Genomic DNA, 21,920 nt, shown 5'->3' with positions numbered 1-21,920 from the left:
TTCCACGCCGGTAATGCCGGTGCGCAGCTTGTTCGTGATGGCACTTGCATATCGGCTCTGAGCTGGGCACATGCCGAGTGTAGACAACACCAGACACATCCATGCCCAACTCGGGCACGCAACAGGAGGTACCGCGGCGATGCGCCGTTTCATTCGCACCGCAGCGCAGGTCGTCGGCTGGGCTCTGGTCGCCGTGACCCTCGGAATGTTCGTCATCCGGCAAGTCGGAGTGACCGAGATCTCCTTCGTGGCGCTGGTAGTCGGAGCTCCGTATCTGGGCGTGGCCTCCCTCGCCGCAGTGATCCTCTTCGCCGCTGCCCGCGCCCGCGTCGGGTCGGCAGTCGCTGTGCTGCTCACCATCGCTGTCGTCGGAGTGCAGGTGCCGATGTTCCTGGCCGACGGGCCGGACAACTCCGGCCCCGAGCTGTCCCTGTTGACCGTCAACGTCGCGCATGGGGACGCCGACGCTGCAGCCATCGTCGACGCCGTCCGTGACCACGATGTCGACATCCTCGCCGTCCAGGAACTGACACCCGAGGAAGTGACCGATCTGCAGGCTGCGGGTATCGACCAACTACTCCCGTTCTCCTTCACCGCAGCTCTGCCGGTGGCCGACGGCACCGGCCTGTGGAGCCGCACCCCACTGACCGAGGGCACCCGTCTCGACAACTTCGGCTTCGTGCCGGTACAGGCCCAAACCACCGTCGACGGGCAGGATCTGACTCTCGTCTCGTTCCATGCGATGTCGCCGGCAACACCCAGGCACACCGCCGAATGGGATGCCGACCTGGCCAGGATGCGGTCGATCATGGAGACCTACCAGGACACCGCAATTGTTGCCGGAGACTTCAACGCCACCAACGATCACCGGCAGTTCCGAACGTTGGCGTCGACTCCGTTCTCCGACGCGGCCGACGCAGCGGGCTCGGGCCTGTTCCGCACGTTCCCTTCGGAGCGCCCACTGGCCCGCCTGGATCATGTGGTGACAAGCGATTCCGTTCGTGCCCTGTCGGTCCAGCCGCTCGCGATCCCCGAGAGCGATCACCTGGCGGTTCTCGCCGAGTTGCAGCTGCCCTGATCGCGGCCTGACGCCGAAGCGGGCTAGAAGCGCGGCAGTTGGATGACCGGTGGTGCCGGCAACTGGATCTGCGGAAGCTGAATCTGAGGAAGGCCGGGGATCAGCGGTGCCGGGGCGGGTGCGGGCGCGGGTGCAGCCGGCGGATCGTATTCCGGCTCGGAATAGGTGCGCGCCGGAGCCTGGGCGGCCTCGGTCGTGGGCGGCACCGTGGTAGTGGTGGGTGGCGCCGTGGTGGGCGGAACCGTTGTTCTCGGCGTGGTGGGCACCGCCGTGATCGGAGCGGTCGTTTCCGCTGGAGCGCTCGTCGGCTGTGTCGAACCACCGCCGTACCCGAGAGACAAGCCGAGCGCGGCAACGGCAACGAGACCGCCCGCGACGAGCACCGCGCCGCGGACCTTGCGCTTGGAGTCGGCCGGCTTGTCGGTCGCGGGATCGGGGCTCAACCAATCCGGAGCTCCCGACAACGATGCGGGCTCGGACGACGACTGCCGAACGCCCGGGGCCGGAGTGGGCTGACGCGGCGCGTCCGCAACCGGAGTCGCCAGCAGTGCCGCTCCGCGGGCAGCGACGGATTCCGGATCTGCGGGGGTGATGACAGGAAGGCCGATCCACGCGCTGAGAATCGACTCCACCAGCGGAATACGCGCTCCGCCACCGATGAGGACAAGAGCGTCGACGTGCTTGGGTGACCGCCCGATGACGTCGCGCACCAACCGAGCCGAGTACTCGATCGGAACGGTGACCAGCGACTCGAACGCCTCACGAGAGATCAGAATGACGCCGCCGTCACCGGGCAGGCACACCGCGCCACTGGTCGACAGCTGCTCCTTGGCCACGCGGCACCGCGCGGTGAACTGGCTCAGTTCCTGATTGTCGGCAATGTCGACGCCTTGCTTGGCGAGCTGGTTGTCCGAGATGAGCCGATCGAAGTCGTCCCCACTGATGTCGATGGTGCGCTCGGCCAGCAGCACCTGGCCGGTGCCGCGGTCGATGACGCTTATCGTCAACCCGGAGCTACCGAGGTCGTAGAGCCCGATCGTGCCGAAGTGGCCCAGTTCGCCCGATGCCTCCAGATACTGCAACGCCGCACGCGCCTCGGGCACCAGCCGGTAGTTGTAGAGCCGCTGGCTCGCCATCGCCTGCTGGATCTCACCGAACTGCTGCTGGTCGCGGTACGCCACTCCGGTTGCCTGCACGGGGCCGCCGTCACCCGGTTGCGACAGCACCACCCCGATCGACTCGGCCGCCAACTCCTCGGCGCGATCCCAGTAAGCGTCGACGGTGTCGTGGTGAAAACCCAGACGACCCGAATTCTGCGGGCGCGCGTCAGGGCGAGCCATGCGCACCGCACTGGCTCCCACCGACACACCGAGAACTTCGGTCATTACCCGCCTCTTGTCGATTTCCCCGTGAACACACGCCGAGACCCGATGTCACGAACCAGTCTCGATCCCCCCGAAGGCACACTGTAGCGCGTCCCGCGACTGCGCCCCAGTGGACGCAACATCTCGCGTCGACCACACCATTACAGTTGCCGCATGCGCGTTCTGTTCGTCTGCACCGGGAACATCTGCCGATCTCCGACGGCCGAGCGACTCGCTGCCGCATTCGCCCACGAAGGCGGCTTCGATGTGACTGCGAGCAGCGCCGGAACCCAGGGTTTGACCGGTCACGCCATGGACCCGACGGCGGCGATGGTGCTGACTCAGCTCGGCGGCGATCCGGACGGTTTTGTTGCCCGACGCCTCACCCCGGCGATCGCCGCCGACGCAGACCTGGTCCTGACGATGACGTCCGCCCATCGCGACGCCGTTCTGGCCCTCGCACCGCGGCAGATGCGTCGGACATTCACCCTCCTCGAAGCATCCGGCCTGGCCGCTGCGTCGGGTGCACAGTCGATTGCGGCTCTCGCGGATGCGCGGGCGGTGCATCGGGTCGACACTCTGGACATCGGAGATCCGTACCGCCGTGAGCCCTCGGAGTACGAGCTGGCCGGAGAACTGATCGCGGACGCGTTGCCCACCGTGCTGCGGTTGACGCCGCAATGAACGTCCACCCCTCACCGCTTCGCTCGCTGAGGTAACGTTCTCGCATCATTGCCGACCATCCGGGTTCGGCCACGGCGTTAGGGTCTGTGCATGCGCGACAAGGTCATCGCGTTGGCAGCAGTGGCAAGCGCGGGAGTGGCCATCGCCGTCGGATTGACCATCGGTGCTCTGGGCGGTGCGTTCGACGACACGAGTCAGACGGTGCGTCCACCCGCACTGAAGTCGGACAACCTGAGCTCGGTCGTGTCGTCGCCGAGCTCGACCATCGTCGTCGTGCCTCCGTCCCCCACGTGGCAGGTTGCGGTGCCCACCACGGCTCGTCCCACGACGACCACTCCGGATCGGTCCGAGACGACGACGCGGAGCTCGCGTCGCACGACCGGTGCCGACCGAACGACCACCACGTCCGAGGACGAGTCGGACGACGAGACCACCACCACGGAGTCCGGTTCCGGACGCTAGCTGGTCAACTCGGGGTCGGCAGCGCGGTGGCGTCGCCGATTCGCAACGCAGCCACCAGTTCTCGGTACAGCGAATCGGAGTTCATCAGTTCCTCGTGAGTGCCGCGAGCGCGGACCACTCCGTCCTCCATCACCAGGATCGTGTCGGCATCGAGCACGGTGGACAGCCGGTGCGCGATGGTGACGACGGCGGCTTCCGACGCAATGGCTCGAATCACCTCGTGGATGGCCGCCTCGGTGCGACCGTCGACCTGTGCCGTGGCCTCGTCCAGCAGAAGAATCTCGGGCCGACGAACGATGGCTCGTGCCAACGCGATTCGTTGACGCTGACCGCCGGAGACGGTCGAGCCGATCAGATCGGTGTCCAACCCGTCGTCCAACGCACGAATGGTCGAGTCCAGGTGCACAGACTCGAGTGCCGCCCAGATGTCGGCCTCACTGGCCTCGGGGTGGCTGAACAGCAGGTTGTCTCGGATCGACCCGGGGATCACCGGTGTCTCCTGCTCCACGTAGGACAGTCGGGATCGCACCTCGTCGATGGTCAGGTTGTCGTAGGGCGTGCCACCGAGCCGAATCTCACCGCTCTCGGGCGTGAGGAAACGCAGGATCAACGAGAACACGCTCGTCTTGCCTGCACCGGACGGGCCCACGATCGCCGTGTGTCCACGTGCCGGCACCTCGAGATCGATGCCGTGCACGGCGGGTTCTCGACCGGGCGCGTAGCGTGCTGTGACGCTGCGGAATTCGAGGGCGGGTGAAACCGAGTCGGTTCTCGTCGAGTTCGCTGCGCCTTCCACGCCCACCTCGGTCACCAGATCGTCTATCTGGCGGATACGCGCAGCCGCCGCCATTCCGGCCTGCAGCGCGGTGATGTTGGTGGCCAGGGTCTGGACCGGGCCCATCACTTGAAATGCGTACAGCAGGAACGCAATCAGACTCGACACCGCGAGCGCTCCGGTGCTGACTCGATAGCCGCCGAGACCGAGGATCCCGATGATGGCCAATTGAACACCGCCACCGGCGAACGTCCACGCCAGTGCCGAGATCTTCACCGCTCGCACGCTGTGCTGAGCCGACGTGCGTGCCTCGGAGATCACCCGCTCCGATTCGCGGGTCTCGGCCCTGCTCGACTTGACCGTGCGGATTGCCCGCAGGGTGCCGTCCAGGATTCCACCCAACCGACCCACTGCTTCCTGAGACTGCCGCTGCGCCACGGCAATCGGCGGCATCAGACGCGAGAACAGAACCGCGATCGCGATAATGGCCGTCGCGATCGCACCGAGCAGAACGAGGTCGAGAACTGCCATCAGAATCAGTGCGCCCACCAAGCCCACCACACTGTTCACGATGCCCACCAACGCATTCGACGCCGCCTCACGCAGCAAAACGGTGTCGGAGGTGACTCTGGTGACGAGCTCGCCGGTGGGCCGCGTGCCGAGACTGCCGACAGTGGCTCCGAAGTACTTGCGAACGATGGACTTGCGGGCGTCGAGAACGATGCGTTCGGCCAACACCCCCAGGACGATCCACTGGAAGTACAGCACCACCGACCCCACTACGAGCAAACCGACGAGCAGCAGAATCGGCCAGATCAGTGAGGCATCGGTGCCGAGGCCGTCGAGCACTCCCTTCGCGACCATCGGCGTAGCAAGGGCGGCCCCCGTTCCGACGAGACCGAGGGTCATTCCGAGCGCAAGGGTGCGGCTGTGCGGTCGAACGAACTGCCACAGCACACGAAGGTTGGGGAGAGTTATCTTCTTCTTCTCCGCTGTAGCGATCTGCATGTCGACCATGCCACCAGTGTGCCGGAGGAATCAGGTGCTACGGATCGCATCCCAGATCATGTGAACCGTCGTGCCGTTCTGATCCGAGGTGACCGCCGCGCTGTCGGCCAATGCTCGCATCAGCGGGACTCCGCGCCCGCGATTCGGATCGGAGTTGTGCGACGCCCAATCCCCGCGGTCGACAACCTTCACATCGATCCGACCGTCCGCCACCCACAACACTCGGATATCGAGAGTCCCGCGATCGGCATGATCCCGGTACGCGTGCTCGACGCTGTTCGCTATCGCCTCGTACGTTGCCAACACCACGTCGTAAGCACGATCCGGATCGACGCCCACGCTGTCCAACCACTCACCGAGCTCACGACGAATAGCCGACGCTCGATCAGCGTCGGCAGGCTCGCCGGTGAACAGCAGTTCTTTCATTCGCGTGCCTGCCGTCGAGATCGAACTGTCGGAACGTGAGTCGTCACCTCCGGAGAGTGTCGCCATCATGAGTCCCGTCTACCCAAAAGTTCAGGATCTACCCTTACGAAGTGCAACAAAAGCTTCGTCGACCGTTGCATAGATACCGAACACCTCGTCCAGACCGACCAGAGTGAGTGGACGACCGGTGGCCGGACCCTCTGCGACCACCGCAAACCCGGCCTCGCCGCCGAGTTGCTGATGGGTGGACGCCAACAGCGACATACCGGCGGACGCGAGAAATCCCACGTTGCTGAGATCGATCACCATCGCCGTCGGCGACTTCTCGAGCACGAGAGCAACCGACTCGGACAAGTCGGGAGCGGTCACCAGATCCAGTTCACCGGACACGGCCAGAACCACATCCTGATCACGCCATTCCACGATCACATCGAAGTGCTGGGGCCCGAGGCCCATGTCGTCCACAGTCACACGGCGACTTTACCCTGGTCCACCCTGGCCGACATTCTTCCGATCGGCCGAGTTGCTCGACTCCCATTAGGCTCGCTTCGGTGATCGAGGGACTGCAGGGAACGGACCGCCGTCGATCGATCGGTGAGTACCTCGCGGCCACTGTCGGCGGTGCGGTGGGTGCGGCGATGCGGTACGAGGTGTGGACGTGGCGCTTCACGCCGCGATGGCTGTTGATGAGCACGTTCGGTGTCGATGTGTTCGGCTGCCTCGTCGTCGGAGCCGCCCTGGGTTATCTGTCGGGACGATCGGCCCCGATTGCCCGCGCCGGAGTGTTCGGACTGGCATGCGGGTTCACCACCTTCAGCCTGTACGCGCTCCAGGCGGTGACGCACCGCGGTGCCTGGAACTCGGTGGTCTACCTCGTGTTGACTCCCGTGATCGCATTGATCGCCATGGCCATCGGCGCAGCTGTAACCAGACCGAGTATCCGATGACGACCATCGTCCTCGTGGCGGTCGGGGGCGGACTGGCAGCACTCCTCCAGTTCGTGTTCTCGTTCGCGATCACGTCTCGCCGCCGGTTGTCCGCGCTGAATCTCATGGCATGCGCAGCGCTGGGGCTGGTGTTCGCGATCGATCCACCGGACGCTCTCAGGTCTGTGGTCGGCGTCGGCTTCCTGGCCTCGGTGGCTCCGATGGCGGCACTGGCATCGGTCACGATCGGACTCGCCCGACGGCGGCGGTACCGGAGCGCGGCAACCTTCTTCGCCGCGAATGTCGTGGGAGGTATCGCTGCGGCGATGTTCGGATTCCTGGCCTGGAAGTCGGGCGTCACGCTCTACTACAAGATCGTCTGAGCCCCATCGGGGTCAGTCGCCCGCCGAGTCCTGGCACGACCCCTGCACGCCGGCCTTGACGAACCCCGCAATTTGGTAGAGGTACGTGAACTCCCATTCGACGAGGGAGAAGTCGTAGGCGCGTGGCGTCGGACGCATCGTGACGGTGCCGTCGAAGCACTGGTCGAAGATGTACCGGGCGCGGGGTAGGTGGTAGCGCCACGTGACGACGATGACGTGGTTCCACCCGCGCTCGCGGGCGAGCTCCTCGGTGAACATCGCCTCTCCGCGCGTGGTCGACGGAGTCGGCGGAATACACAGCACCTCGAACTCGGCCGTGGACGCCGCGCAGGCCTTCTTCATGGTGGGGTCGCTGGATCCGTACGGGTCGGAGAGCACCACCGTCTTCGCCAGACCCTGCTGGGCGAGAGAAATGCCGTAGGCCTCGCGGCCGTCGTGCTCGCCGCCGAGTACCACGATGGCATCGGCGGTGGTCAGCGGATCGACGCGGGCTTTGGTGAACGCGACGTATCCGCCCACGCCCACCAGCGACACCAATACAACCGGGATCGCGAAGGCGAGAAGCAGCAACAAGCGTCCACGGAACACCTCACCAGGTTAAGGAAGGTGTTCCGTGTACGCGCGGTCAGAGACTCGAATCACTCACTCGGCTGCGGGACGGTCACGTTGCAATCGGTGACCTCGGGGTTGACCCCGAAGTAGTTGAGCGGTCCCGCGACAACGGTCAGGGCGATGGTGCCCGCGCCCGCGCAGTTGTCGGGTGCGCTCTCGAAATCTCCACGCTGGTACGACGCGAATGCGCCGATGATCAGCCAGACGAGAACGATCAACGTTACGAACCTCATGGTGCCCCCTTAGGCGGTCAGCCGCCGTTCGGCTGTCGAGAGTTACGTATGTCCGATTGTCGCAGTCCTCAAACCGCAGTCATTCGTTCTGTCTGGACAGTGTCTGCGACAGATAGTCACTCAATGCCTGTTCCTGGACGCGATCGAGGGCGCGAGCCAGCTCTGCCTGCGCAGATTTCATCGCCAGGCTACGCATCTTCTCGAACATCTCGGTCGTCTCGGCCACCTCCCCGGACTTGGGAAGCCAACCCGGACCGTGTCTCGCGGCCAGATGGTCGGTCACACTCCCCACCATCGACTCCGCGATGGCGTTCATCTTCGACGCGGTCCGCTCGTGCTGGTCCAGCAGCTGTTCGAGAGTGAAGCCGTACTGGCTCAGATCGACGAACACCTCGAGGAGAGTGGGGTCGAGGATCTCGGCCTGATCCCCGTCGATCCTGATCAGTTTCGCGTCGATCAGTCGGGCAACGATCTCGTCGTTGTCCTCACCGAGAAACTGCGCAATCAGTTCGACGGGAATGATCGTGGTCTCGGCCGACGACCACTTGCGAGTCACGATTTCCTGCAGGCCCAGGATTTCTTCCAGGTCCTTGCCCTGCTCCCAGCCAGCGAGAAAATCGGCAATGTGCGCCGAGGTGAAACCCCGCTGGAGCAGCGAGTCGATGACCTTGAGCCGCGTCAGGTGATCGTCACCGTAGATACCGACTCGTCCTCGGAGCGTGGGCGGCGGCAGTAGTCCACGTTCCTGGTACGCCCGCACGTTGCGAGTGGTCGTCTTGGCCTCTCGAGCCAAGTCGTCGATTCGATATTCCACCGAGCTCCCTACCTCCGCCGCGCGTCGACCCACAGGATATACGTCGACCACGCGGCGGAAGGGGAAGCCGGATCCGAACGTCATCGCAGCGGAAGCGTGCTCTCGTGCAATGCGTTCACTTGGTGTGCGACGGTTTCGACCAGATCGAGTGCACCCAGTTTGGCGTCGAGCAGGGTGAGCACCTCTTGCACCCTCGCCAATGTCACCGCCACTTCTTCGAGAGTTCCATCGACACGGCCGAGCACTACGTCGACGTTACCGAGTGCCTTGTCGGCCCGGCCGATCAAGTCGGCCGGATTCTTGGGGAGAAATCCCATGGTCGCTTCTTTCGTGCGATTCAGGAGTGGGCGACGGCCCGTGCCGGTTCCCGCGGCAGGTCGACCCGGCGCGGAACCATGGTGAAGTCGCCCTGTTCGACACCTCTGAGTTGGTTGACGTACTGGGTGGCGAATCCGGGGAACATGGTGGCGTTGAAGCCGTCCTCGGTGAGATACCAACTGCTGCAACCGGAATTCCAGGTCGTCTTGGCCAGTTTGCGCTGCATCTCCTCGTTGTACGCATCCTGAACGTCCTGGCGCACATCGGCGCTGTGCAGATCTCCCTCGAGCACCAGGGAGATCGCCTCGACGATGTAATCGATCTGAGCCTCCATGTACACCAGTGCAGAGCTGTGTCCAGGCCCGGAGTTGGGACCGAAGGTGAAGTACATGTTCGGGTAGCCCGAGACCGCAATACTCTTGTACGCCTTGGCCCCTGCGCTCCATTCGTCGGCCAGCACGCGGCTGTCGCGTCCGGTGATCGGAATGGGGGTCCCGGTGTTGGACACGTCGAACCCCGTCGCGAAGACGATGGCATCGAACTGATGCTCGACGCCTTCCACGGTCCGAATGCCCTTGGGCGAGAGCGTCGCAATCGGCCAGGTCACCAACGTGCAGTTCGGCTTCTGCAGTGCCGGGTAGTAGTCGCTGGTCATCAGCAGTCGCTTACAGCCGGCCCGGAACCGGGGTGTCAGCTGTCGCCGCAGCCACGGATCGCGAACCTGACGACGCAGATGGGCGCGCCCGACCAATTCGACGATGCGTGTCAACGGGGTCTTCCACACGACACCGAGGGCAACGGACTCGTGGCCCCAGAACCACAGCGAACGCGCCAGGGTCTGAGTCTGTGGGAACCGTGCATACCGACGCTTGGTGCCGGCCTGCACCTTTCGGTTCATTCGGGGCAGCGTCCAACCCGGCGTGCGCTGGAACACCTTGACCGTGTCGGCGATCTTCACCAGTTCGGGAACGATCTGCACCGCGCTAGCCCCGGTTCCGACGACGGCGATCTTCTTGCCCTCGAAGTCGTAGTCATGGTCCCACCGAGCACTGTGGATCTTGCGCCCTTCGTAAGTGTCGATCCCGCGAATGTTCGGCAGGCTGGCATTGGCCAGTGGACCCGACGCCATCACCACCGCGCGCGCCCGAACATCGGCGCGCCCGTCGATGCTCAGGTGCCAATGCCCGGAATCCTCGTTCCAGATGATGTCGACTACGTTGTGTCCGAATCGAATACGCGACTCTATGTCGAACTCACCCACCATCGTGTGGATGTAGTCGAGTATCTCACCGCTACCGGAGTACGTGTGCGACCAGTTCGGATTGGGGGCAAAACTGTACGAGTACAACCTGGACGGTATGTCGCAGGCTGCGCCAGGATAGGTGTTGTCGCGCCAGGTTCCGCCGACTGCGCTGCCGCGTTCGAGAATGGCGAAATTCTCGATTCCGCTGTTGCGCAGCCTGATAGCGGCACCGATTCCAGCGAATCCTGCACCGACGATCACGGCATCGAGTACACCCTCGCGCACGTCGAACTCGCTCATGCGACGGGCTCGTAGGTCAGTTCCTTGGCCCAGGTGGGCTCGGAATTGAGTGTCTTGGCCGGGTACCGGCCAGTCAATTTCACCAGCCCGTCCGCAAGGCGGTGATATGGGTGCTTGCGGTTGATCACAATGCTGCCGTGCCACTGCACGATTCGATACATCGGTACCCGTAGCGCTTTCGGGCTACGCTCACCGACACTGCGGAAGCGCTTCATCGCGGTGTACAGGCGCTCCTCGTCGACACCCATCTCCACGATGTTGTCACGCATCTTGTTCAGCAGCGGGATGTACCGCAGTGTGCCGACGATGAGGGCCGGGTTCATCCAGGCACCGACGGTGTCGACCAGGATCTTGCGCATCCGGGAATGGCCGAGCAGCTCGATCACTGCGAAATCGACGGCGAGATGGCGTGATTCGTCGGAGTTGATCTTCTTGAACACGGCCTGACACACCGGGTCGTCGATCTCGTCCATGATGAACTTCACCAGCGCACCGTCCAACGCGACCTCGAGCATCGGAATGACGGTGCCCAGTACGGCCAGGGACAGCCCGTCCGAGTGCTTGTCCAGCCAGTCGATCACGAGCTTGACGTTGATGTTCGGCTCGGGCATCTGATCGCCGTCGAGCATTCCCCAGCGCCGCATGAGAGCGAGCTCGGCGTTGGCGTGCTTCTGCTCCTCGGCGTGGAAGTAGCGATAGATCTCTGCCAGCGTCTCGTTCGGAGCCTTGAGCGCCATCGCTGCGAATCCGCGAGCACCCACGTTCTCGATCCACATCAGATCGGACATGAAGGGCTTGAGCTTGGCGTGCAGCTCGGGGCTGATGGTCTCGGCTCCCGGGCCGTCCCAATCGATGTCCGCCAATGCCCACTGACGGTCCTTGATCTTGGTCAACATGTCTTCGAAATCCATTGCCATGTCAGGCTCCTGTGGTTGTCGAGGTAAGGGATTCGTTCTTCGCCGGCTCCTGCTCGGCGGGCATCACACGATTGAGCAATCCGAGAAAGCGCACGTACACCGCGGGCAGCAGTCTCTTGAATCGCCAGACGGCCTTGGCGTCGAGCTGGGGCACGACGTAGAGCCGGCCCCGGTCGAAGGCGTCGAGCGTTCGGGCAGCGATCTTGTCCGGAGAGCGTCCGGTCCAGCGCATCGCGAACTCGGCCAGCCGGGACGAGCTCGCGGTGATCCGGCCGTCGACGGCAACGTTGGTCTTGACGAACGTGGGGCACAGCACCGATACCCGCACACCGGTACCCGACAGTTCCGCCGCCATCGTTTCCGACAGGCTCATCACTGCGGCCTTGCCGACGTTGTACGGACCCATCAGCGGTGCGGCAGCAAAGCCGGCAGCGGAGGCGACGTTGATGATTCCGCCCTCACCGGCGGCTCGAAGCGCAGGAGTGAACGCCTCACAGCCGTGGATCACGCCCCACAGGTTGATCCCCAGGGCCCAGTTCCAGTCCTCGAAGCCGATGTCTCCGACAGGCTTTCCGCCGATGCCGACACCTGCGTTGTTGATGAGCACCGTGGTGGGTCCGTCGAATTCGATGCCGGCACGAAGCGCCAGTTCCTCGACGTTCTCGCGTACCGACACATCGCACTCGACGGCGTATCCGGTGCCGCCGAGGGCGTTCACCATCGTTACCGTCTCCTGCGCGCGCGGCAACGAGATATCAGCGCACATCACGACGCCTCCGCGTCGGGCCAGTTCGAGTGCGAACGCCCGGCCGATACCGCTGCCCGCGCCGGTCACTACCGCTCTCGACCCGTACGAGGGCTTTCCGGTCTTGCTTCTCATCGACTTACCTGTTCCTTCGAATCATGTTGCACTACTTGGTTGTCGAGTGTGCGGGTGCTGAACTCGGCTGCACGCTCGAGCGCGTGAGCGGCCTCGGGGATCAGCCGCGGGAGAGCTTGGAACACGTGCATCTGGTCGGGCCAGATCTCGAGTTCACTCCGTCCGCCTCCCGCCTCGATCATGGCGTGCAGGTGCCGAGCGTCGCCTCGCAACATCTCGGCTCCACCCACCTGGATCAGGGTGGGTGGAAAGTTGCGCACGAGTGCGAGATCGAGCCGCAGACGCGGGAGATTCGCATCGTGGCCGTCGGTGTACAGCGCCACGAGTCCTCGCGCTGCCTTCGCTGAAATCATCGGGTCCTTGCGCGTGCGCTCCATCCGCGCCGAGAGCTCGAAGTCGAGATCGATCAACGGTGAGAACAGCACCATCGCTCCCGGTTGCGGGGTCCCGGTTCGGTCGTTCTCGATGATCAGGTCGGCAGCCAGGTGTCCGCCGGCGGAGTCCCCGGCGATGACGATGTTCGCTGCGTCGTACCCCTGGCCCAGTAACCAGCGGTACGCGGCTTCGAGGTCGTCGGCCGCGGCTGGAAAGGGGTGCTCGGGGGCCAGTCGGTAGTCCACCGTGAACACCGGCAGGCCCGTGGACCTGGACAATCGTGCGGTCAGACCACGATGTGTACGCGCCGAGCAGATGACATATGCGCTGCCGTGGATGTAGAGAATCACGCGTGGCCCCGGAGTCAGTCCGGGCGCACGCACCCACTCGCCACGAACCGGGCCGTCGGCCACGAGGTCCACTCTCGTGCCCTTGGGGACGGGACCGAACAGGTTCATCGAGGTAGCGACCAGGCGCCGGGAGAACTCGATGCCGCTGCGGGACGTCGGGAGCAGGTTCGTCATCGGGCGCAGAGTCAGCCGAGTCATCAAGGCAGCCAGACGGGTTCGCCGGGACCCGGCGCTGAATGCACCGTTCGGCAGATGGTCGTCGCGAGTGGTCGAAGTCACGTCATCACCTTCACTCGCTATTCGCCATTTGTCAATGGTCTATTAATTAGTGGTCCAGTGTGCAAGAGTGACGACCGACACAGACAACCAGGCGTAAGGAGGGAGTACGTGACGATGTTCAGGAGCGCAGCACCGGCAGACCTCGATGCGTCTGCCATCGGTCACGAGGACAGGATCTTCGAGTTGGAGATCGCCGAGGTGACCCATGAAACCGAGGATGCGATCTCACTCGGCTTTGAGATCCCCGAGCACCGAGAAGCACACTTTCGGTACGAGCCGGGGCAATTCCTCACCCTCGAGATTCCGTGCACCGACGGCGGCACGGTGGCCCGCTGCTACTCGTTCTCCAGCTCCCCGGTCCGCGACCGGTACCCCACCGTGACCGTGAAACGAATCCCGGACGGGTTGGCGTCACACTGGTTGCACAACAACGCCGTTCGCGGAATGCGGCTGAAGGCACTCAAGCCGTCGGGCATGTTCGGACCCGAGAACTGGGACGTCGACTTCGTCCTCATTGCAGCCGGCAGCGGGATCACCCCGATGATGTCGATCATCAAGACTGCCCTGTTGCGGCACGAGAACCGGATCACTCTCGTCTACGCCAACCAGAACCGCGACTCGGTGATTTTCGCGGACCAACTCTCCGAATTGCAGTCTCGCTTTCCCGATCGACTCGACGTGCACCACTGGTACGCGTCGGATTCGGGGTTGCCCACCGCGGCGGGACTGGCCACGTTGGACGCGGCCGTTCCAGCAGAATGCGAGGCCTTCCTCTGCGGCCCGCCGCAGTACATGAACGTCGCCGAGGAGTGGCTCGCCCGCACCGGCCCGACGGCGCACAGAACACATCGAGAGGTGTTCTCCTCCTTCGACTCCAATCCGTTCCAGGCCGGCGACGTGACGATGTCCGACGAATCGGGTGCGAACTCCGTCACCGCTCAGGTCGAGATCGACGGCATCGAGACCGAGTTCGCGTGGAATGCGGATACCAAGCTGCTCGATCGGCTTCTCGAGCTCGGTCTCGACCCGCCGTACGTGTGCCGCGAAGGAACCTGCGGCGGATGTGCTTACACGCTCACCGAGGGCACTGTGATCATGCTCGCCAACGAGACGCTCGACGAGCACGAACTGCAGCACGGAGTCCGATTGGCATGCCAGTCCGTGCCCGATTCCACGAGCGTTCGTGCGGTGTTCGACCGCTGATGCCCAACGCGATGGGCCGCACGGCCTCTAAGTATCTTCGGCAGCACCCCGCTGTTGCGATCTCCACTTTCGGCCGCCAGATGGGAATGGGCGTCCGAGCGGGTAGATCGCTGACCTCGGACATCGTCCACCGGACGTTCCCGTTCACCGAGTTCATCCGCCAATGCGCCTTCATGGCAAGCACGTCCGTCGTTCCGACCTTGCTGGTGGCAATTCCTTTCGGCGTGATCGTCTCGGTCCAGGTCGGTGCCATTGCAGGACAGGTAGGTGCCACGTCGTTCGCTGGGGCCGCGAACGGTCTCGGCATCATTCGTCAGGGTGCGCCGTTGGTGACCGCATTGCTCATGGCAGGAGCCGTCGGGTCAGCGGTGTGTGCCGACTTGGGTTCTCGCACGATCAGAGACGAGATCGACGCGATGAAGGTCATGGCGATCTCGCCGCTGCAACGATTGGTGGTGCCACGGTTGGCCGCAGCAATGTTGGTCAGCGTATTGCTGTGCGGCAGCGTCTGCTTCGTCGGATTCATCACCGGCTACATGTTCAATGTCTTCGTCCAATCAGGTACACCGGGTAGCTATCTGGGCACCTTCGCGGCCTTCGCCACCATCGGTGATCTGGTGCTGGCTCTGATCAAGTCCGTCGTGTTCGGCGCAATCGTGGCAATAGTGGCCTGCGACAAGGGATTGACCACCAGGGGCGGACCGGGCGGTGTGGCCAATTCGGTCAATGCGGCCGTGGTGAGTTCTGTGATCTTGCTCTTCGCGGTCAACGTTCTGTTCACCCAGCTGTACACCATCGTGTTTCCGGCCCGGTTGATCTGACATGGCCACCCGATACACACCGCCGATACTGCGACCCCTCGTCACGACGGCGACGACGATGGCGGCCGGACCGACACACGCCCTGGCCACACTGGGCCACCAAGCGACGTTCCTCGGCCGATCCGTGGGCTCGATGCCCTACACGCTGCGGCGATATCGACCCGAGCTGTGGCGTCTGCTATCGGATGTGAGCTGGGGAAACGGTGCCATTGTCGTCGGCGGCGGCACTATCGGCGTGATCGTTCTCCTCGGTGCCTTCGCCGGAGCCACCGTCGGTATCGAGGGCTACACCGCATTGAACCTTCTCGGCATGGGCCCGTTGACCGGGGCAGTGTCCGCGTTCGGCACCACCCGCGAACTGGCACCCCTGATCGCCGCGATCGGCTTCGCCGCTCAGGCCGGTTGTCGATTCACCGCACAGCTCGGTTCGATGCGCATCGGTGAGGAGATCGACGCGCTCGAGTCACTCGCGATCGACCCTCTGGCCTATCTGGTCAGTACCCGCATGATGGCTGCGGTGATCGCGATTCTGCCGCTCTACGTCCTCGGCCTCAGCGCGAGTTACCTGACCGCCCAGATCGTGGTCGGAGTGCAGAGCGGCCAATCGGCCGGCACGTACCTGCACTATTTCCATTCGTTCCTCTCGGTCCAGGACGTCCTGTACTCGGTGACCAAAGCTGTTGTCTTCGTTCTTCTCACGACGATCATCCAGTGCTACTACGGGTACTACGCGACCGGCGGTCCCGAGGGTGTCGGGGTGGCGGCGGGCAAGGCCATTCGCACCAGCATCATCGTCGTCATCTTCGTCAATACCTTGATGACCCTTGCGATGTGGGGATCCGATCCCGGCATCAGGATCTCGGGATAGGGCGGCGAATGTTCGACGTGGGAGGACGGGCACCATCGATGTCCACGCTGGTTTTTCGGGGCGTGTGTGTGTTCCTGGTGTTCAGCGTGATCGCCGGGCTTCTGCTGGCGCGCTACACGGGCATATGGCGAAACACCGTCGACGTCGTCGCGTCGATGCCCTCACTCGGTGACGGTCTGCCGCAGAACGCAGACGTCAAGTTCCGCGGAGTTCTGGTCGGCGCGGTTGCCGGGGTGGACAGTGATCCGACAGGCTCGAGCACAGTGGAGATTCGATTGAATCCCGCACGTGCCGAGACGATCCCGAACACCGTCACCGCGCGGGTGGTGCCCAGCAACATCTTCGCCGTTTCCTCGATCGAGTTGGTGGACACCGGCGGCGCAAGCAGTATCCAGGCGGGCGCAACCATTGCGGGCGACTCCTCACGAGAAACACTGGAGCTGCAGACCGCGATGACGAGTCTGCGCAACGTGCTGACCGCGATCGACCCCGAGAAGTCGAGTTCGGTGCTGTCCACGCTCGCCGACGCTCTGGACGGCCGCGGTGAATCGATCGGCTCGACCATCTCGACAGCCAGCGAGTACCTGACCACACTCCGAGCCGAAATGCCGGATCTCACGTCCGATATCGATCTGCTCGACACCTCGATCGGCAGCCTGAGCAGAACGGCACCACAGTTGTTGGACACGTTGGAAAGTTCGCTGATTCCCGCTGCAACCATTGCGGAGAAGCGTGATCAGCTGACGCAATTCCTGGCCAGCGCGGCAGGTGCAACGTCGAGTCTCGACGCGGCGCTGGCCCCGAACCTGTCCGGGGCGATCGGGCTGGTTCGAGACCTGAATCCGGTGATGGGAGCTCTGGCCGTCAACGGAGACGACCTTCCTGCCGGTGTGCGTGCGTTCGGAAAGACCCTGGAGGGCTTCAACCGCGCGTTCACCGGCCCCAACGGCCGCTTGATCTGGTCGATCGACATCACCGCCACTCCCTTCACTCCGTACTCCAGGGAAGACTGCCCCCGATACGGCGACATGGCAGGAGCCAGTTGCACCACTGCGCCGTCGTCTCCACCCTCGGGCGACGACACGCCGGGCGGCACGGGTGTTTCGGCGGAGGGAATCTCGTACTCGCCGGGCAACATCGGATCCGTCGGCAGCGACGAGGAGAAGGCCGCAATCGGAGATGTGATGGGTAGACCGGCCGACGCCACCTCGGTCATCCTGCTCGGACCATTGCTGCGCGGGCAGACCATCGCGATCGACAACGCCGACCAAGTCGGTGCACCATGAAGTCGATTCGCAGACCACTCATCGGGTTCAGCATCTTCATGGTGTTGGCCATCGCGGTGACGACGTTGATCTGGACCACGCTCGGCCGTTCGGTCGCAGGAGACACCGAGACCTATTCGGCTCTGTTCGAGGATGCATCCGGACTGCAGAGCGGCGACGACGTCCGGATCGCCGGCGTGCGGGTGGGGAAAGTGGAGGACGTATCGCTCGACGGCCGTATGGCACGAGCGCAGTTCGTCCTCGAGCGCGGCCAGACGGTGTACGAGAACACCACAGTCTCGATCAAGTACCAGAACTTGATCGGCCAGCGTTACCTGGCACTCGACACCGCCGGTCGATCCACCGGGTCGGTCCAGCCCGGTTCGACCATCGGAACCGACCGCACCGAGCCGTCGTTCGATGTCTCGGCTCTACTCAACGGCTTTCAACCGCTGTTCAGCGTGCTCGATCCCCAGCAGGTCAACTCGTTGTCCGAGTCCATCGTGCACACCCTGCAGGGAGACGGTGTCTCGATCAGCTCTCTGGTGGTTCAAAGCACCTCGTTGGCAGCAGAATTCGCGGACAAGGACGAGATACTCGGTCTCATCGTGACCAACCTGGGTGAGGTGTTGGCAGACGTTGCCGATCGAGGTGACGACACCGCGGCCCTGATCGAGTCCACGCAGAGATTGATGACCGATCTCAACGCGCAGGCGCAGCCGCTGGCCACCGCCGTCCGCACGATCGGAGACACCGCCGGTCCTGTCGCCGAGATGGTGGACGAATTGCGGCCCACCCTCGCGGGCACGATCGACCAGCTCGGTGCGACCACCGAACTCGTGAACGGCGACGGTGCGCAGCTGCGCACCTCGATCGGGCTACTCCCCTCCGTACTCGCCTCGTTCTCGCGTATCACCGAGAACGGCAGTTTCATCAACATGTACGTCTGCAACCTGGACGTCAGCTTCGCCGGACTACTTTTTCCACCCGGTGTTTTCAGCCAGGTCGGCGGCAACGCACAGTCGGAGGTCTGCCTCGAATGACATCACTACCGGCCCGCATCCGGGCCTTGGTACCGACGATGCCCCGCGACTTCTGGCGCGGCATCGCTGGCTGCGTGGTACTCGTTCTGCTCTTCGTCGCGGTGATCGGCTACCAGCATGCAGGTATCGGCAACCGCACCGTCGACGTCCTCTTCGCCCAGTCCGCCGGACTCGGAGTCGGTGACGACGTACGCGTCGCCGGGGTATCGGCCGGGAAAGTCGATTCTCTCGAGCTGACGGGCGACCACGTCACGGTCGTACTCGAGGTGGAAGACGACGTGGACCTGGGGGCCGACACGAGAGCCGAAATCAAGCTGTCCACCATTTTGGGGTCGCGTTACATCTCACTGACCCCCGATGGCGACACCCCGTTGGGCGAGCGACCGATCGATCTGTCGCACAGCACAGTTCCCTTCGATCTACAGAAGGCGATCCAGACCGGCACACCGGTGATCGAACAGATCGACGCGGCGGCAGTGCGCGAATCACTGACCACGGTCGCCGATCAACTCGAGGGAACTCCAGAACTGACCGGGCAGGCATTGGACAGCATCTCGGCCCTGTCCAGAGTGATCGCCGACCGTCGCGACCAGATAGCCGCGCTGCTCGAGAACGCCGACCAAGTGACGGCACGATTGTCCGAGAACAGCGCGGCCCTGATATCGCTGCTGGGCCAAGGTGCCGCACTCGCGGGATCGATTGTGGCGCAACGAGGTGCGGTGGCAAATCTGATATCGGCTACCGATGCCCTCACCGCCGAGCTCGGTACCGCGTTGTCCGAGAATCGCGCTGCCATAGATCCATTGATCGGCCAATTGACCGCGCTGAGTCAGGGATTGGCCAACAACGACGATACGCTGCGCCGGGTCTACGAGGGTCTGCCCGTGACGGTCCGGCAGATGACGAACGCCTTCGGCAACGGTCCCTACGCCGATATCGCCACTCCGTGGTCGCTGCTGCCGGACAACTGGTTGTGCTCGGCCCAGGTTGTGCAGGGATGCAGATGAGAATCGGAATTCGTGTTGCTTCGGCCGTATGTGTGGCGGCGGTGTTGTTGTCGAGCGCGGGCTGCGGTGTGCCCCGATCGCTGTCGTCCGTCACCGGTTCGACCATCACCATCACCGCCGATCTGGACAGCGCTGCCGGACTCTACGAGGGAAACGAGGTTGCGGTGTTGGGCATGTCGGTAGGAACGGTCGACAGCATCGAGGCGCAGGGTTCACACGTACGCATCAGCATGACGGTCCACGGGTCGGTGCCACTGCCCGCCGATCTCGACGTGGCGGCGATCTCCACCTCGGTGGTGACCGATAGGCACGTCGAATTGACCCCGCCGTACTCGGGAACCGGGCCACTACTCGAAGACGGCGCGCACGTGCCGTTGGCCCGCACTCACGTACCGGTCGAGATCGACAGGGTGCTTGCCGCGGTGACCGAACTGTCGACCACTCTCGCGGACAGCAGCGACAGCAATCGGCCGATAGCGGACCTGTTGGCGGTGACGAACGATGGCTTGACGGGCAACGGTGCCAAGATCCGGTCCACGCTCGATGATCTGTCCGCGGCGTTGGCGGTCGGGGTGGACAACGAGGACTCGTTGACTCGCCTGATCACCTCGGTCAGCGAACTGACTCGTGTTGCCGCAGAGAATGATACGCAGATTCGTGACTTCTCGACAAATATGGCGCAGTTGATCGGCGAAGCCGGAGATCAGTCGGCCGCTCTCGGAGACACTGTCGCACAGGTCAATCGGCTCACCAGTCAGCTGACGGGACTGATCGATACGAATCGAGACTCTTTCCCGGCGCTGTTCGCCAACTTGCAGACTGCGGTCTCGGGGCTGACCGATCACGGTCGTGAACTGTCCGAGACGATCGATACGGCACCGACCCTGTTCCGCAATCTGGAGAACGCCACCGACCCGGTCTCGAAAGCCCTGCGGGTGCACTTCCTCACCGACAGAACGGTATTCGACACCGAACTGGTCAACCAATTCTGCCAGCGGATCCAACTGAAGTCGGAGGGCTGCAGAACCGGTCGCGTCTACGACTTCGGACCGGACTTCGGAATCTCGGCCGCGCTGCTGGGGCTGAGTCAGCCGTGAAGTATTGGACGATGCCCATTGTCGCCGTCTCGGCCATGCTTCTCGTCGGCTGCAGCACCACACTCGAGGATCTGCCGCTCCCGACACCAGGAGTCGGTGCCGACTCGTACCGCATCGACGCGGTGTTCGCCGATGCGCTGAACCTTCCGCAGCAGGCGAAGGTGAAACTCGGCGGCGTCGACATCGGCCAGGTGCAGGAGATCGACGCCGAGAACTACACCGCGCGTGTGCAGATGGCCATCCGCGCCGGCGTGAACCTTCCGGTCGACGTGCACGCAGAACTGCGACAGGCGACGCCGCTCGGAGACGTCTTCGTCTCTCTGTCGTCGCCCAGCGCGGGCTCCGACAGCCCTCGTTTGCAACCGAATTCGACCATCGATGTCGCCTCCACCTCCGCGGGTGCCAGTGTCGAGGAACTGCTTGCCTCGGCGTCTCTCGTCGTCAACGGCGGCGGTGTGAGCAGACTGCAGACCATCATCGCTGAACTGGACACCGCGATGGCCGGTCGCAGCGCCGATGCGTCGAACATTCTCACCGAGTTGACGGCCACGGTGACCGAGCTGAACGAACGCAGCGATCGGATCGATTCGATGTTGGACCGGACGCAGGAGCTCAGTTCGATCCTGGGTGCCAGAACCGAGGCGATCGATGCGATCGCGCAGCAGTTACCCGAACTCACCCGCACTCTGGCCGACAACAGCAAGGGCATCACCGATGTCATCGCTGCGGCCGGAGGTGCCGCCGACAAACTCGGAACCTTCACCGATGAAACAGGTCCGGCGTTGCGCGAGCTGCTGGTCGGTGCCGAGCAGACGTTCTCGTCCGTTGCGGCGATCGGCGACGACCTCGACGTGGCCATGAAGCAACTCGAGCAGCTCGCACCGAAGCTGACCTCGAACACCAAGGGTAATTCCGTCGCGATCTACGTTCGGCTCTCGTGGCTGAGCCTCGCGGCGCTGAACGATCCGGCCAGCCACTGGCTGGGAGCCAAGGATGGCGAGGACTTCGTCGGTAGCCTCACCGACACGTTGAATCGTGTGTACGGTCGCGTGACCGGACAGGGGCTCACGCCGGCCCCGACCGTCGAGCTGCCCACTCCCACCGGTACGCCGAACAGCGGCGAGGCCGGCCGATGATCCTGCGACGCTGGGTGAATCGACATCGTGTGTTCGTCTCGAACACAGCGCTC

Annotated in this window: 25 protein-coding genes; 13 read left to right on the top strand and 12 right to left on the bottom strand. The window is 63.8% G+C overall.

Annotated features, from left to right (window positions below):
• The first annotated feature begins 139 nt into the window (after positions 1 to 139).
• Positions 140 to 1,078 (top strand): endonuclease/exonuclease/phosphatase family protein, encoded by a 939-nt coding sequence (locus tag CH286_RS26800; protein ID WP_094610980.1) that lies wholly within the window; start codon positions 140 to 142, stop codon positions 1,076 to 1,078.
• Positions 1,079 to 1,101: 23 nt separating this feature from the next.
• Here CH286_RS26800 and CH286_RS26795 read toward each other — a convergent pair whose 3' ends face one another.
• Positions 1,102 to 2,463, bottom strand: a complete 1,362-nt coding sequence (locus CH286_RS26795; RefSeq protein WP_052057766.1) for an Hsp70 family protein — start codon at positions 2,461 to 2,463, stop codon at positions 1,102 to 1,104.
• 153 nt (positions 2,464 to 2,616) lie between these two features.
• On the opposite strand from CH286_RS26795, the gene CH286_RS26790 reads away from it, so the two are divergent.
• Positions 2,617 to 3,126 (top strand): arsenate reductase/protein-tyrosine-phosphatase family protein, encoded by a 510-nt coding sequence (locus CH286_RS26790; protein ID WP_080734186.1) that lies wholly within the window; start codon positions 2,617 to 2,619, stop codon positions 3,124 to 3,126.
• A gap of 90 nt (positions 3,127 to 3,216) precedes the next feature.
• Positions 3,217 to 3,588 carry a hypothetical protein gene (locus tag CH286_RS26785; RefSeq protein WP_032376185.1) on the top strand — a complete coding sequence of 124 codons (372 nt, stop codon included), beginning with the start codon at positions 3,217 to 3,219 and terminating at the stop codon, positions 3,586 to 3,588.
• A gap of 4 nt (positions 3,589 to 3,592) precedes the next feature.
• Here the strand turns inward: CH286_RS26785 and CH286_RS26780 are convergent, their stop codons facing one another.
• From CH286_RS26780 to CH286_RS26770, 3 genes are read right to left on the bottom strand one after another with little or no spacing between them, the layout of a single operon-like run.
• Positions 3,593 to 5,380 carry an ABC transporter ATP-binding protein gene (locus CH286_RS26780; protein ID WP_037146926.1) on the bottom strand — a complete coding sequence of 596 codons (1,788 nt, stop codon included), beginning with the start codon at positions 5,378 to 5,380 and terminating at the stop codon, positions 3,593 to 3,595.
• 21 nt (positions 5,381 to 5,401) lie between these two features.
• Positions 5,402 to 5,866: an ATP-binding protein gene (locus CH286_RS26775; protein WP_052057768.1), complete on the bottom strand. Its 465-nt coding sequence runs from the start codon at positions 5,864 to 5,866 to the stop codon at positions 5,402 to 5,404.
• A gap of 21 nt (positions 5,867 to 5,887) precedes the next feature.
• The gene (locus CH286_RS26770) at positions 5,888 to 6,223 is read right to left on the bottom strand and encodes an STAS domain-containing protein (protein ID WP_371828296.1); all 336 of its coding nucleotides are present in this window, start codon (positions 6,221 to 6,223) and stop codon (positions 5,888 to 5,890) included.
• Positions 6,224 to 6,348: 125 nt separating this feature from the next.
• Between CH286_RS26770 and CH286_RS26765 the strand changes: the two genes are divergently transcribed.
• Both CH286_RS26765 and CH286_RS26760 read left to right on the top strand, forming a co-directional pair.
• Entirely contained in the window at positions 6,349 to 6,744 is a 396-nt protein-coding gene (locus CH286_RS26765) for a fluoride efflux transporter FluC (protein WP_037146929.1), read from the top strand.
• A complete protein-coding gene (locus tag CH286_RS26760; RefSeq protein ID WP_032405513.1) occupies positions 6,741 to 7,106 on the top strand; it encodes a CrcB family protein in 366 nt (121 codons plus the stop codon). Before CH286_RS26765 ends, CH286_RS26760 begins: the two co-directional genes overlap by 4 nt.
• Positions 7,107 to 7,118: 12 nt before the next feature.
• On the opposite strand, the gene CH286_RS26755 is transcribed toward CH286_RS26760, so the two are convergent.
• The 8 genes from CH286_RS26755 to CH286_RS26720 form a co-directional block, all read right to left on the bottom strand.
• Complete coding sequence (locus CH286_RS26755; protein WP_094610912.1) at positions 7,119 to 7,694, bottom strand: YdcF family protein; 576 nt, start codon at positions 7,692 to 7,694, stop codon at positions 7,119 to 7,121.
• 50 nt (positions 7,695 to 7,744) lie between these two features.
• Positions 7,745 to 7,951, bottom strand: a complete 207-nt coding sequence (locus CH286_RS26750; RefSeq protein ID WP_032376182.1) for a hypothetical protein — start codon at positions 7,949 to 7,951, stop codon at positions 7,745 to 7,747.
• A gap of 79 nt (positions 7,952 to 8,030) precedes the next feature.
• A complete protein-coding gene (locus CH286_RS26745) occupies positions 8,031 to 8,765 on the bottom strand; it encodes a MerR family transcriptional regulator (RefSeq protein ID WP_032405905.1) in 735 nt (244 codons plus the stop codon).
• 80 nt (positions 8,766 to 8,845) lie between these two features.
• Entirely contained in the window at positions 8,846 to 9,082 is a 237-nt protein-coding gene (locus tag CH286_RS26740; protein WP_094610910.1) for a hypothetical protein, read from the bottom strand.
• A 20-nt stretch (positions 9,083 to 9,102) separates the two neighbouring features.
• On the bottom strand, positions 9,103 to 10,626 hold the full coding sequence (locus CH286_RS26735) for a flavin-containing monooxygenase (RefSeq protein ID WP_094610909.1): 1,524 nt from the start codon (positions 10,624 to 10,626) through the stop codon (positions 9,103 to 9,105).
• Positions 10,623 to 11,543 (bottom strand): reductase, encoded by a 921-nt coding sequence (locus CH286_RS26730; protein WP_094610908.1) that lies wholly within the window; start codon positions 11,541 to 11,543, stop codon positions 10,623 to 10,625. Before CH286_RS26730 ends, CH286_RS26735 begins: the two co-directional genes overlap by 4 nt.
• Position 11,544: 1 nt before the next feature.
• On the bottom strand, positions 11,545 to 12,423 hold the full coding sequence (locus CH286_RS26725; RefSeq protein WP_094610907.1) for an SDR family NAD(P)-dependent oxidoreductase: 879 nt from the start codon (positions 12,421 to 12,423) through the stop codon (positions 11,545 to 11,547).
• Positions 12,420 to 13,427, bottom strand: a complete 1,008-nt coding sequence (locus CH286_RS26720) for an alpha/beta hydrolase (RefSeq protein WP_369597550.1) — start codon at positions 13,425 to 13,427, stop codon at positions 12,420 to 12,422. The genes CH286_RS26725 and CH286_RS26720 overlap by 4 nt, the downstream gene beginning before the upstream one ends.
• Before the next feature lie 114 nt (positions 13,428 to 13,541).
• Between CH286_RS26720 and CH286_RS26715 the strand changes: the two genes are divergently transcribed.
• Genes CH286_RS26715 through CH286_RS26680 form a run of 8 tightly spaced genes read left to right on the top strand, consistent with a single transcriptional unit; the run spans position 13,542 to position 21,867 of the window.
• Positions 13,542 to 14,630, top strand: coding sequence for a ferredoxin--NADP reductase (locus CH286_RS26715; protein WP_094610978.1), 1,089 nt, complete (start codon positions 13,542 to 13,544; stop codon positions 14,628 to 14,630).
• Positions 14,631 to 14,641: 11 nt separating this feature from the next.
• Positions 14,642 to 15,451 carry an MlaE family ABC transporter permease gene (locus CH286_RS26710; RefSeq protein ID WP_255182786.1) on the top strand — a complete coding sequence of 270 codons (810 nt, stop codon included), beginning with the start codon at positions 14,642 to 14,644 and terminating at the stop codon, positions 15,449 to 15,451.
• A 1-nt stretch (position 15,452) separates the two neighbouring features.
• Positions 15,453 to 16,319, top strand: a complete 867-nt coding sequence (locus CH286_RS26705; protein ID WP_094610905.1) for an MlaE family ABC transporter permease — start codon at positions 15,453 to 15,455, stop codon at positions 16,317 to 16,319.
• A 38-nt stretch (positions 16,320 to 16,357) separates the two neighbouring features.
• Positions 16,358 to 17,605: an MCE family protein gene (locus tag CH286_RS26700; protein WP_176458363.1), complete on the top strand. Its 1,248-nt coding sequence runs from the start codon at positions 16,358 to 16,360 to the stop codon at positions 17,603 to 17,605.
• Entirely contained in the window at positions 17,602 to 18,627 is a 1,026-nt protein-coding gene (locus CH286_RS26695) for an MCE family protein (protein ID WP_094610903.1), read from the top strand. Before CH286_RS26700 ends, CH286_RS26695 begins: the two co-directional genes overlap by 4 nt.
• Positions 18,624 to 19,634, top strand: coding sequence for an MCE family protein (locus CH286_RS26690; protein WP_094610902.1), 1,011 nt, complete (start codon positions 18,624 to 18,626; stop codon positions 19,632 to 19,634). The genes CH286_RS26695 and CH286_RS26690 overlap by 4 nt, the downstream gene beginning before the upstream one ends.
• Positions 19,631 to 20,731: an MCE family protein gene (locus CH286_RS26685; RefSeq protein WP_176458362.1), complete on the top strand. Its 1,101-nt coding sequence runs from the start codon at positions 19,631 to 19,633 to the stop codon at positions 20,729 to 20,731. Before CH286_RS26690 ends, CH286_RS26685 begins: the two co-directional genes overlap by 4 nt.
• 11 nt (positions 20,732 to 20,742) lie before the next feature.
• Positions 20,743 to 21,867, top strand: coding sequence for an MCE family protein (locus CH286_RS26680; RefSeq protein ID WP_141215905.1), 1,125 nt, complete (start codon positions 20,743 to 20,745; stop codon positions 21,865 to 21,867).
• Positions 21,868 to 21,920 lie beyond the last annotated feature (53 nt).

Source organism: Rhodococcus sp. WWJCD1 (assembly GCF_002258735.1).
In the GTDB taxonomy this organism is placed as follows: Bacteria; Actinomycetota; Actinomycetes; order Mycobacteriales; family Mycobacteriaceae; genus Rhodococcoides.
Note: the sequence above shows the minus strand (reverse complement) of the source record. Positions and strands in the feature narration are given on the sequence as shown.

Coding starts and splice junctions, on each gene's coding strand:
- CH286_RS26800 (WP_094610980.1), top strand. CDS start 140: ATGCGCCGTTTCATTCGCACCGCAGCGCAGGTCGTCGGCTGGGCTCTG.
- CH286_RS26795 (WP_052057766.1), bottom strand. CDS start 2,463: ATGACCGAAGTTCTCGGTGTGTCGGTGGGAGCCAGTGCGGTGCGCATG.
- CH286_RS26790 (WP_080734186.1), top strand. CDS start 2,617: ATGCGCGTTCTGTTCGTCTGCACCGGGAACATCTGCCGATCTCCGACG.
- CH286_RS26785 (WP_032376185.1), top strand. CDS start 3,217: ATGCGCGACAAGGTCATCGCGTTGGCAGCAGTGGCAAGCGCGGGAGTG.
- CH286_RS26780 (WP_037146926.1), bottom strand. CDS start 5,380: ATGGTCGACATGCAGATCGCTACAGCGGAGAAGAAGAAGATAACTCTC.
- CH286_RS26775 (WP_052057768.1), bottom strand. CDS start 5,866: ATGATGGCGACACTCTCCGGAGGTGACGACTCACGTTCCGACAGTTCG.
- CH286_RS26760 (WP_032405513.1), top strand. CDS start 6,741: ATGACGACCATCGTCCTCGTGGCGGTCGGGGGCGGACTGGCAGCACTC.
- CH286_RS26750 (WP_032376182.1), bottom strand. CDS start 7,951: ATGAGGTTCGTAACGTTGATCGTTCTCGTCTGGCTGATCATCGGCGCA.
- CH286_RS26740 (WP_094610910.1), bottom strand. CDS start 9,082: ATGGGATTTCTCCCCAAGAATCCGGCCGACTTGATCGGCCGGGCCGAC.
- CH286_RS26735 (WP_094610909.1), bottom strand. CDS start 10,626: ATGAGCGAGTTCGACGTGCGCGAGGGTGTACTCGATGCCGTGATCGTC.
- CH286_RS26730 (WP_094610908.1), bottom strand. CDS start 11,543: ATGGCAATGGATTTCGAAGACATGTTGACCAAGATCAAGGACCGTCAG.
- CH286_RS26725 (WP_094610907.1), bottom strand. CDS start 12,423: ATGAGAAGCAAGACCGGAAAGCCCTCGTACGGGTCGAGAGCGGTAGTG.
- CH286_RS26715 (WP_094610978.1), top strand. CDS start 13,542: ATGTTCAGGAGCGCAGCACCGGCAGACCTCGATGCGTCTGCCATCGGT.
- CH286_RS26710 (WP_255182786.1), top strand. CDS start 14,642: ATGGGCCGCACGGCCTCTAAGTATCTTCGGCAGCACCCCGCTGTTGCG.
- CH286_RS26705 (WP_094610905.1), top strand. CDS start 15,453: ATGGCCACCCGATACACACCGCCGATACTGCGACCCCTCGTCACGACG.
- CH286_RS26700 (WP_176458363.1), top strand. CDS start 16,358: ATGTCCACGCTGGTTTTTCGGGGCGTGTGTGTGTTCCTGGTGTTCAGC.
- CH286_RS26695 (WP_094610903.1), top strand. CDS start 17,602: ATGAAGTCGATTCGCAGACCACTCATCGGGTTCAGCATCTTCATGGTG.
- CH286_RS26690 (WP_094610902.1), top strand. CDS start 18,624: ATGACATCACTACCGGCCCGCATCCGGGCCTTGGTACCGACGATGCCC.
- CH286_RS26685 (WP_176458362.1), top strand. CDS start 19,631: ATGAGAATCGGAATTCGTGTTGCTTCGGCCGTATGTGTGGCGGCGGTG.
- CH286_RS26680 (WP_141215905.1), top strand. CDS start 20,743: ATGCCCATTGTCGCCGTCTCGGCCATGCTTCTCGTCGGCTGCAGCACC.